Origin of the sequence: Turicibacter sp. (assembly GCF_017941855.1) — a bacterium.
GTDB lineage: Bacteria > Bacillota_I > Bacilli_A > MOL361 > Turicibacteraceae > Turicibacter > Turicibacter sanguinis.
On the sequence record NZ_JAGAVR010000110.1, the window covers coordinates 58493 to 68510 of the forward strand.

General features: G+C 33.4%; 9 protein-coding genes. All 9 read left to right on the forward strand.

Features of this window, described 5'->3' with window-relative positions; genetic code table 11:
* Positions 1–220 precede the first annotated feature (220 nt).
* The 9 genes from J6D32_RS12125 (at position 221) to J6D32_RS12165 (ending at position 9851) form a co-directional block, all read left to right on the forward strand.
* Entirely contained in the window at positions 221–979 is a 759-nt protein-coding gene (locus J6D32_RS12125; RefSeq protein ID WP_006785062.1) for a MerR family transcriptional regulator, read from the forward strand.
* 238 nt (positions 980–1217) lie between these two features.
* Positions 1218–3038 (forward strand): menaquinone biosynthesis decarboxylase, encoded by a 1821-nt coding sequence (locus J6D32_RS12130; protein ID WP_006785063.1) that lies wholly within the window; start codon positions 1218–1220, stop codon positions 3036–3038.
* A complete protein-coding gene (locus tag J6D32_RS12135) occupies positions 3025–3897 on the forward strand; it encodes a UbiA-like polyprenyltransferase (protein ID WP_006785064.1) in 873 nt (290 codons plus the stop codon). Before J6D32_RS12130 ends, J6D32_RS12135 begins: the two co-directional genes overlap by 14 nt.
* Positions 3898–3907: 10 nt before the next feature.
* Entirely contained in the window at positions 3908–4492 is a 585-nt protein-coding gene (locus J6D32_RS12140; RefSeq protein ID WP_006785065.1) for a UbiX family flavin prenyltransferase, read from the forward strand.
* On the forward strand, positions 4482–5465 hold the full coding sequence (locus J6D32_RS12145) for an ABC transporter substrate-binding protein (protein ID WP_006785066.1): 984 nt from the start codon (positions 4482–4484) through the stop codon (positions 5463–5465). Before J6D32_RS12140 ends, J6D32_RS12145 begins: the two co-directional genes overlap by 11 nt.
* A 10-nt stretch (positions 5466–5475) precedes the next feature.
* Positions 5476–6231: an ABC transporter ATP-binding protein gene (locus J6D32_RS12150; protein ID WP_006785067.1), complete on the forward strand. Its 756-nt coding sequence runs from the start codon at positions 5476–5478 to the stop codon at positions 6229–6231.
* 77 nt (positions 6232–6308) lie between these two features.
* Complete coding sequence (locus J6D32_RS12155; RefSeq protein ID WP_229040132.1) at positions 6309–6974, forward strand: ABC transporter permease; 666 nt, start codon at positions 6309–6311, stop codon at positions 6972–6974.
* Positions 6975–6990: 16 nt separating this feature from the next.
* The gene (locus J6D32_RS12160; protein WP_009607445.1) at positions 6991–7359 is read left to right on the forward strand and encodes a proteasome assembly chaperone 4 family protein; all 369 of its coding nucleotides are present in this window, start codon (positions 6991–6993) and stop codon (positions 7357–7359) included.
* 134 nt (positions 7360–7493) lie between these two features.
* Positions 7494–9851, forward strand: coding sequence for an EAL domain-containing protein (locus J6D32_RS12165; protein ID WP_055165263.1), 2358 nt, complete (start codon positions 7494–7496; stop codon positions 9849–9851).
* The last annotated feature ends 167 nt before the right edge of the window (positions 9852–10018 follow it).

Genomic DNA, 10018 nt, shown 5'->3' on the forward strand with positions numbered 1-10018 from the left:
TAGTTTGTGAAATTTTCAAAAGTAATGATAGATAAAACAAAAGATGATTCACGAAATTAAAACTTTAATTCATTAAAATAGATTATAGTGAGAAATATAGTTCAGATGAGAAAAACTAGCCCTAAACAATTTACAAGATTTTATTTACAATAGTCAAAAAAGTAGTTGACCTTTACGCAACGTTAACCTGTATGATAAAGATGAAAGGAGGAATTTGAAGATGGAATATACTATTTTAAAGTTAGCACATCTTGCAGGGATTAGTACGAGAACGTTACGTTATTATGATGAAATTGATTTGTTAAAGCCGGCTCGAATGAGTTCGTCAGGATATCGTATCTACTCACAAAAAGAAGTTGATCAACTTCAACAGATTTTATTTTATAAAGAATTAGGCGTTGGACTTGATGAGATTAAACAGATAATCAACAATCCACAGTTTGATGATATGCAAGCTTTACAAGACCATTATCAAAAACTCCTTGAAAAAAGAAAACAGATTGATACTATGATTGAAACCGTACAATTAACGATTCAATCTCGTAAAGGAGAGATAAAAATGACAGATAAACAAAAATTTGAAGGATTAAAAAAACAATTAATTGAAGAAAACGAACAAAGATATGGACAGGAACTTCGTGAAAAATACGGAGAAGATGTCATTAATCATTCTAATAAACAATTCAAAAACTTATCAAAAGAACAATATGAAGCAATGAACCAATTATCATATGAAATTTTAGCATTACTTGAAGAGGCGATGGAGACTAATAATCCAGAAAGTGAACTCGCTCAAGTTTTAGCTAAAAAACATCATGAATGGTTAGGGTATACATGGCCATCATATAGTAAAGAAGCCCACGCAGGCTTGGCCCAAATGTATGTAGCGGACCCACGATTTACAGCTTACTATGATGAAAAAATAAAACCAGGAGCTGCACAATTTTTATGCGATGCTATCCTGGTATATACAAAATAATAAGAGAGGGACATTTCATTTGAGATGTCCCTTTTAAATATAAATATAAGAAATATTTTATGTTTTTTTGTTAAAATCTTAACAAGATATCATTTTTATATAGCCATCCTCATATGAAACAATTTATAATAGAGAATGGTTCAAAATTTTTGAAGAATTTTGACGATAATATAGTGAAAAAGTATCGATAAGCTCAAAGCTAGAAGAAGATATCACATATTTGAGGAGGGATATACGGATGGCTTTTAAAGATATTCAGCATTTTATGCGATTTTTAGAAGATAGAGGGGAATTAGTCCGCGTTAAAGCCGAAGTCGATGCCGATTTAGAAATTACAGAAATTACGGATCGAGTGTCTAAAAATTACGGTAAGGCTTTATTATTTGAAAATGTTAAAGGATCTGATTATCCTGTCTTAATTAATTCAATGGGAAGTGAAGAGCGAATGAGCTGGGCACTTGGCGTTGAAAAATTAGAAGATGTTGAGCGAGATATTGCAGATTTAATTAATATGCAAAATTATATGAAAATTCCAAGTCTGATTAAATCAGTGCCAAACTTAATGCGTTTGTTAGCTGTTTTACCTTGGAAATTACCTATTAAAGGAGCGTGTCAGGAAGTAATTGAGCATGATCCTGACTTATCCACACTTCCAGTTTTAAAGTGTTGGCCAGATGATGGAGGAAAATTCTTTACGTTACCTTTAGTTATGACAAAAGACCCAGATACAGGTGTTCAAAACACGGGGATGTACCGCATGCAGATCTTTGATAAGAACACGACAGGAATGCACTGGCATTGGCATAAAGATGGTCGAGAAATTTATGATAAGTATCGTAAATTAGGTGGTAAGATGCCAGTTTCAGTCGCGATTGGATGTGATCCAGCCTTAATTTTCTCAGCCATTTCACCATTACCAAAAATGATTGATGAAATGATGTTTGCAGGATATTTACGTAAGCGTCCAGTTAAGATGGTTAAATCGATTACAAACGATATTTACGTACCAGCAGATGCCGAATTTATATTAGAGGGATATGTGGATGTAAATGAAGCGTTACGTTTAGAAGGTCCATTTGGGGATCATACGGGGTACTATTCATTAGCAGATATGTATCCAGCCTTCCACGTGACATGCATAACTCATAAGAAAAATCCAGTTTATCCAGCGACGATTGTTGGACGTCCACCAATGGAAGATTGCTATATGAGTAAAGCAACAGAACGTGCATTTTTACCGTTATTAAAAATGATTTATCCAGAAATTGTGGATTACTCATTACCATTTGAAGGGGTATTCCATAACTGTGTCATCGTTTCAATCAAAAAACGATTCCCAGGTCATGGTAAAAAAGTGATGAACTCTTTATGGGGAATGGGGCAAATGATGTACGCTAAAATGATTATCGTCGTTGATGCTGACATTAATCCACATGATACTAAAGCTGTTGCTAAACAAGTCTTTGAAAGTTTGGACATGACAAAAGATTTAGTCTTCTCGCAAGGTCCGCTTGATGCCCTAGATCATGCCTCATCAACTGATCATTATGGTTATAGATTAGGAGTCGATGCGACTCGTAAATTTGACGTTGAAGGAACTGAATCGAAATGGGACATTAAAATCCAAGACGATATGACGGCATACTTATCAACTCATGAAAAAATATTAAATTTTGATTATCCAATGTCAGACGTTTTACAAGGATGCCTAGTTGTTTCAATCAAAAAAGAAAGCAAGGATGATGTGCGTCAGTTAATGGAAGAATTATGGTCACAAGATGCTATGAAATATAATAAATTCTTAATTGTTGTTGACGAGGATGTTGATTCAACAGATACATCAAAAGTTGCATGGAAAGTCTTTAATAATATTGATGCTATGCGTGATTTAGTCATTCGTGAGGTTCCATCTGAACAGTTTGGGCATCGTTTAGGAATCGATGCAACGAAAAAGTTAGCAATGGATGGTCATCAACGCGTTTGGCCAGATGATATTGTCATGTCAGATGATGTAAAAGAAAAAGTCACACGTAGATGGAGTGAGTATGGAATTGATTAAGAAAATAGGAAAAAAAATTAATGACTACGGAGTACTAGTCATGTTCTCACATACCATTTTCTCATTGTCATTTGCTTTAATTTCAATGTTACTTGCAGGAAATGGAAAGTTAAATTTTAGAGTTATCTTTTGGATTTTAGTTGCATTTATGTCAGCCCGAACAGGAGCGAATGCCTTAAATCGTGTCATTGATGCTGAAATTGATGCCAAAAATCCACGAACAGCAACACGTCAATTACCACAGGGATTAATGAATAAAAAAGAAATTTTAATTTTTGTTGTGATCTGTTTTGCTATTATGGTCTTTGCAGCATGGCAGTTAAATACCATTTGTTTTATCTTATCCCCAATCGCGTTATTCTTAATGACGATTTATTCATACACGAAACGTTTTACTTGGATGTGTCACTTAGTCCTTGGAATTACTTCGGCAGCAGCACCAGTTGGAGCATGGCTTGCCGTAACAGGAAAAATTTCATTAATTCCACTTGCGATGGGAGCTGCTAATACATTATGGGTAGCAGGGTTTGATATCATTTACGGTGCTCAAGATTATGATTTTGATACGAAAAATGGAATTCATTCCATTCCGGCTCGCTTTGGAGTGAAAAATGCCTTACATATTTCATCGGTATTTCATGTTTTAGCTGTCATTTTCTTACTTATGGTTGGCTTATTAGCTCCGCAATTGGGTATAATTTATTATGGCGGTTTATTAATAAATATGGTATTATTTGTAATTCAACACAGGTTAGTGAAGCCAGATAATTTAACAAATGTTAAAATCGCTTCTTATAGTATTAATCAAGTTATCAGTATTGTCTTTTTAGTGACAGGATTACTTGATTGTTTAATTTAGGAGATTAATCATGAAAAAAATTGTTGTTGGAATCACAGGAGCAAGTGGTAGTATTTATGCCAAACGATTGATTGAAGAACTTGCATCAAAGGGTTACTTGGTTCATGTTATTGCGACGGATAAAGGAAAGCAAGTCTTTAAATATGAGCTCTCTTTAGATTTAAAGCAATGGATCCGAGAACTAAATCAACCAACTGTTAAGTTAGAAGATAATCAGAATTTATTTGCTGGAGTGGCAAGTGGTTCACATGGATTTGATGCTGTTATTGTGATGCCTTGTTCAATGGGGACTTTAGCAGAAATTAGCCATGGATTATCTAGAAATTTACTATGTCGTGCAGCAGATGTTGCACTAAAAGAAGGACGTAAATTAATTATTGTACCGAGAGAGACTCCGTTCAATACGATTCATCTTGAAAATATGTGTCATCTTTCAAAAGTAGGTGCTACTATTATTCCGGCGATGCCTGGATTTTACCACCATCCACAAACTTTAGAAGACTTAGTTAATTTCGTTGTAGGAAAGGTATTAAGCTATCTTAATATAAATCATAATTTATTTAAAAAATGGGAGGATACAAACTATGAAGATTAAGAAATTTTCACTAATGGCAGTAGCTTTGATGGCCACAACAATGTTAGCTGCATGTGGTGATCAAAAAGAGGAGCAAGTAACACCAACTCCTGAAGGATCAGAAACGACTGAGACAACAGAATTAACTAAATTAAGCTTTGGAGTCATGAGTTCGATTGATGTTGTTCCATTAATCATCGCACAAGATCAAGGTTATTTCACTGAAGAGGGGATTGATCTTGATTTACAAGTATTCGCAGCAGCAAAAGATCGCGATGCGGCTTTACAAGCAGGGGAATTAGACGGAGTTTTATGCGATGAAGTTGCGATTTCAATTTATCAAAATTCTGATATTAACATGCAAATCACAGGGACGACAAATGGTTCTTGGACATTAGTAGCAACACCTGAATCAGGAATTTCTACGCTAGCTGATTTAAAAGGAAAATCGATGGCGATTTCAGAAAATACAATGATTGATTATTTATCAGATTATTTAGCGATTAGTAACGGAATGACAGTAGCTGATATTGAAAAAATTGCAATTCCTGCTATGCCAGCTCGTTTAGAAGCATTACAAAACAACCAAGTGGATGCAGCTATTTTACCAACACCATTTAATGATACGGCTATTGCAAATGGAGCAAAAGAAGTAGATAAAATCTACAATGAAGATATCATGATTTCAGTGACAGCTTTCTTACAAGAAGTAATTGATGAAAATAAAGAAGCTGTTCAAGGATTCTACAAGGCGTATAATAAAGCAATCGATTATATTAACAACACAGATATCGCTGAATTTGAAGATGTAATCATCAATGCAGCAAATTATTCAGATGAAATGCGTGGAAATATCATTTTACCTGAGTACTTACACAACTACTTACCAGCTGAAGAAAATGTCCAAAAAGTATTAGACTGGTCAAAAGATAAGGGTTTATTAACTAAAGACATTAAAGCAGCTGATGTAATCAACAACATCGCGATGCAATAAGGAGGCTTTTATGATACAGGTAAATCACTTATCTGTTTCCTATAAAAGCAAAAATAAAGAGGTTAAGGCATTAGAAAATATTAATTTCACAGCAGATAGTCATGATATCTGTGCCATTATTGGACCATCTGGGTGTGGGAAGTCAACACTTCTAAATGTCTTATCTGGAATAATCAAAGAGTATGAGGGTCAAGTTCTTCTAAACGGGGAGGAGCTTAACCCTCATCTTCATAAGATAGGATTTATTCCTCAAAATTTTGGGCTTTTACCGTGGAAAACAGTCGAAGAAAATTGTTTATTATCTTTTAAAATTAAACGCGAAAAAGTAACAAATGAAACATTGAATAAAATGAATGAGATGATGAAGACATTAAATATTGATGCTCTTAACAAAAGATATCCAAGTGAACTCTCGGGGGGACAAAAGCAACGTGTCTCAATGGTACGCAGTTTCCTAATGCAGCCTGACTTACTCTTAATGGATGAAGCTTTTTCAGCACTAGATGCCATTATCAAAGAAGATGCACAGGAACTATTCTTAAAAATTTGGCAAGAAAATCAGATTAACACCTTCTTCGTCACACATAGTATCGATGAAGCATTATATATGGGAAAAAAAATTATCATCATGTCGAATACTCCAGGACAAATTACAGAAATAATTGAAAATCCACTTTTCAACAACAATCATTTCAGACAACACCCTGAATATTTAACATTATACGATCATATGAAAAAATTAATTAAAAAGGGGTGGGCGAATTGACTTCATTAGAAAAATTATGGAGCTTTATCAAAGGGTTCATCTTGTTAAATATTATTTGGATCATAGGATCGTTCTTGATGGATACTCGAAGCTTACCGATGCCAGGTAAAGTTTATTTGAATTTACCAACCCTTTTTGAAAATGGATTTTATGTTCATATCCTTGCGAGTCTGTATCGCATTTTTGTCGGACTCTTAATCTCTTTTACTATTGGCTCACTTGTTGGACTTTTGATGGGATATTCTAAGCGATGTAATAAATTATTAAACCCACTCGTCTATTTTGTTTATCCTGTCCCCAAAACGGCTTTATTGCCTGTGGTAATGACATTATATGGACTTGGGGATAACTCTAAAATCGTGATTATCGTGTTAATTACCGTATTTCAGGTCATCGTATCGGTACGCGACGCTGTTTTAAATGTAGAGGGTGAACTTTATAATCCACTCATCAGTCTTGGAGCGAATCGTTGGCAGCTATTTTTACATGTTACATTCCCGGCTATTTTATCAGAGGTGTTAACGAATATTCGTCTATCAATTGGGACGGCTTTTTCTGTATTATTTTTTGCAGAAGCCTACGGAACAAAGCAAGGATTAGGTTACTTTATTCAAGATTCATGGTCGCGTATCAACTATATAGACATGTATTCAGGAATTGTCGTGTTAAGTTTAGTTGGTCTAATATTGTTCATCTTAATTGATTATTTAGAAAGTATTTGCTGTCGCTATAAACGAAATTAATTTGAGGTGAGTTAAGATGTTAGTTATTAGTGAAAAATTTAAAGAACACAACATTAAATGCCGAATCATTAAAATGGGGAACGATTTAAATATCACAATCGAAGGTGGAGATATTCCTCATATTGGAGCTGTAGCGTTAGGAATTCCTGTTGATATGCCACATGATATTTCTAAAAAGACAACCTCGGTTTCTTTACTAACAGTTCCGGGACACAAAGAAGATGATGTGGTATTAAAATGTGCGAAACGATTAGTAAAAGAGCTAGGTGTAACTGTTGTTGTAACTTGTGGAATTCATATTAAGGATATTACTTTTAATGAGATTAACGATTTACTGACACTTATTAATCAAATGATGACTCAAATCATTGAACAATTAAAATAGAGATAGGCTATTATCTATAATGGATAATAGCTTTTTTTGTGGATAAAATTATCGAGTTTTTATATAAGTTACACCTCTTTTTGATTATAATAATATTAATTGACAAAATTCGTTTAAGATTTGAGGGAAATATCATGAAACAAAGAGACATCCAGGTATTAATTATTAGTGCTAATCATGACATTGAAAAAATGTTAAAAAAAGTTTCATACGAATTTCTTCAACAATATGCTTTAAAATTTGAAACACATCGTGAGATTATAATAAAAGAATTTGATTTCATCATTATTGAGGATGATAAACATGCCCTATCACACTTAAAAGAGTTAAAGAATTGTTCATTATATGATAACAAACCTGTTTTAATTGTTGTTGAGAAAAAGAAAAATTTAGCATCATTTATTGAGATGGGAGTTCATGATTATCTTGTGAAACCTCTTCATATAGAAGAACTTAAGTTGAAAGTTAAAAGTTATTTGATATATATATCTGTGCTTAGAGAATCTAAAAATAGTCAATTACAATTTGATGCTTTATTAAATAATACTCCTTATATGGCATGGTTCAAAAATACAGATAGTCAATATATTAAAGTGAATCGTGAGTTTAGAGAACATTCAGGTAAAGACGATGATGTTATTTTTGGGCGGGATGATTCCTTTGTATGGGATGGAAAAATTGGAGAGACATGTCGAGAGTATGATTTGATTGTCATGAATGAAAGACGACAAATTGTTTTTGAGGAAGTGATTCCCGGGAAAAAAGGATATCGTGAATTTAATATTTACAAAGCCCCGGTCGTTGATGAATTGGATGAAGTCATTGGAACAATAGGGATTGCACGAGATGTCACAGAACTTAGAAACAAAGATGCCAAACTTCAAATGATTTTAGAAAATATTCCATTTGCCATATGTTTAAAAGAATTAGATGGAACAATCATTGATGTAAATTCTAAGTTTATGGAATATTACAACAAATCACGAGAATCAATCGTGGGATATAAAATTTCAGAATTAGATAAGTCATTTAATGCGGTCATTGCTTATGAAGATCAGACTGTCATCAAAGAAGGATGTAGTCAAAAATTTATCCGTCAGTTTGAGTTACGGGGTGAGGAACGAATTGCTGAAATTTATAAGGCACCTGTTTTTGATATTGCAAATAAAATGATTGGGATTGTCGCACTGATGCGTGAGGTGACGGAAGATATTAAAACACAAGAGCATATTAAACGATTAGCTTATACTGATTTTTTAACTGGGCTGCATAATAGACGTAGTTTATACAAATATATTGAATCAGAAAAAGCTCAATTAAATTTAACGGTTATGTTTATGGATTTAGACAACTTTAAAAAATTAAATGATAGTTTTGGACATCATTATGGAGATGAGGCCTTGTTGCTGATTTCTAAAAAACTAATTTCACTTTGTGAAGATGCTTTTGTTGCTCGTATTGGAGGCGATGAGTTTGTCGTTGTGTGGAAAAATCTAAATTCTGAAACTGATTTAATGAATAAGATTAATGAAATCTTATTAGAAATGAAAACAGAGTTTAGCAAAGGAGATAAGACAAATATCATCTCAGTTAGTATGGGGATTGTAAATAGCAAAGGGCGTGATATTGATGTGGATCACTTATTACTTCAAGGTGATTTAGCACTCTACCGAGCAAAAGAAAAAGGTAAAAATCAATTCGTCATTTACACTGATGATTTAGAGAAGGAGCGGTTATTTGCACTCGAACTCGAGATGGATTTACGAGATGCTATTAAAAATAATGAAATTACGTTATTTTATCAACCTCAATATACTTGTGATAAACAACTACAAGGATTTGAGGCGTTGTTTAGATGGGATAATCCAAAATATCAGCACGTATCCATTATTGATATTATTAAAATGATTGAAGAGTGTCGTATGATTGATGAAATTGGCGATTATATCATTGAACACTCATGTCGCTTTGCAAAAAAGGTAAATGAATATTCAACTAAACTATTGGTTGTTTCGATGAATATTTCTGCTTTGCAAATTATGAATCATAATTTTGTGGATAAGTTTAAATCATTGATTGAAAAAGTTGGTGTTTCACCAAGTCTCATTGGAATTGAGATTACTGAGACAGTTTTAATGGAAAATATGAAGGAAAATACGAAGAAACTTAAAGCGTTAAAAGCGTTAGGCGTAAAGATTTCACTCGATGATTTTGGGACAGGATATTCTTCATTAAATTATTTAGTTCATTTGCCATTATCTCAGGTTAAAATTGATCAAAGCTTTGTTAGAGGAATGAGTCAAGGTGAGGAATTTATTAGATTAGTCAAATTGATCGTTAATATAGCACATACTTTATCTTTACCAGTTGTAGCAGAGGGAGTAGAGTATGAAGAAGATTTAAAATTGTTACAGTCTTTGAAGATAGATTATATTCAAGGTTATTATTTTTCAAAACCAGTCTGTGAAGAAGAAGCATTAAAATTAATTTAAACTAAAGCTCATCCTATAGGATGGGCTTTTTTATATTCATAAGATAAGCCCCTACTTACATATAATGAGATGTACTGTATTCAAACTAGGGGAGGCGCTTAAATGTGAAGCAAAAGGTGAAAGAAATGGTGGACGCCATTTATCCGACGTTAGTTGAAATTCGACGA

Excerpts from the sequence above, each read along its gene's own strand:
- J6D32_RS12150 (WP_006785067.1), top strand. The coding sequence starts at position 5,476 with ATGATACAGGTAAATCACTTATCTGTTTCCTATAAAAGCAAAAATAAA.
- J6D32_RS12125 (WP_006785062.1), top strand. The coding sequence starts at position 221 with ATGGAATATACTATTTTAAAGTTAGCACATCTTGCAGGGATTAGTACG.
- J6D32_RS12145 (WP_006785066.1), top strand. The coding sequence starts at position 4,482 with ATGAAGATTAAGAAATTTTCACTAATGGCAGTAGCTTTGATGGCCACA.
- J6D32_RS12135 (WP_006785064.1), top strand. The coding sequence starts at position 3,025 with ATGGAATTGATTAAGAAAATAGGAAAAAAAATTAATGACTACGGAGTA.
- J6D32_RS12165 (WP_055165263.1), top strand. The coding sequence starts at position 7,494 with ATGAAACAAAGAGACATCCAGGTATTAATTATTAGTGCTAATCATGAC.
- J6D32_RS12140 (WP_006785065.1), top strand. The coding sequence starts at position 3,908 with ATGAAAAAAATTGTTGTTGGAATCACAGGAGCAAGTGGTAGTATTTAT.
- J6D32_RS12130 (WP_006785063.1), top strand. The coding sequence starts at position 1,218 with ATGGCTTTTAAAGATATTCAGCATTTTATGCGATTTTTAGAAGATAGA.
- J6D32_RS12160 (WP_009607445.1), top strand. The coding sequence starts at position 6,991 with ATGTTAGTTATTAGTGAAAAATTTAAAGAACACAACATTAAATGCCGA.
- J6D32_RS12155 (WP_229040132.1), top strand. The coding sequence starts at position 6,309 with ATGGATACTCGAAGCTTACCGATGCCAGGTAAAGTTTATTTGAATTTA.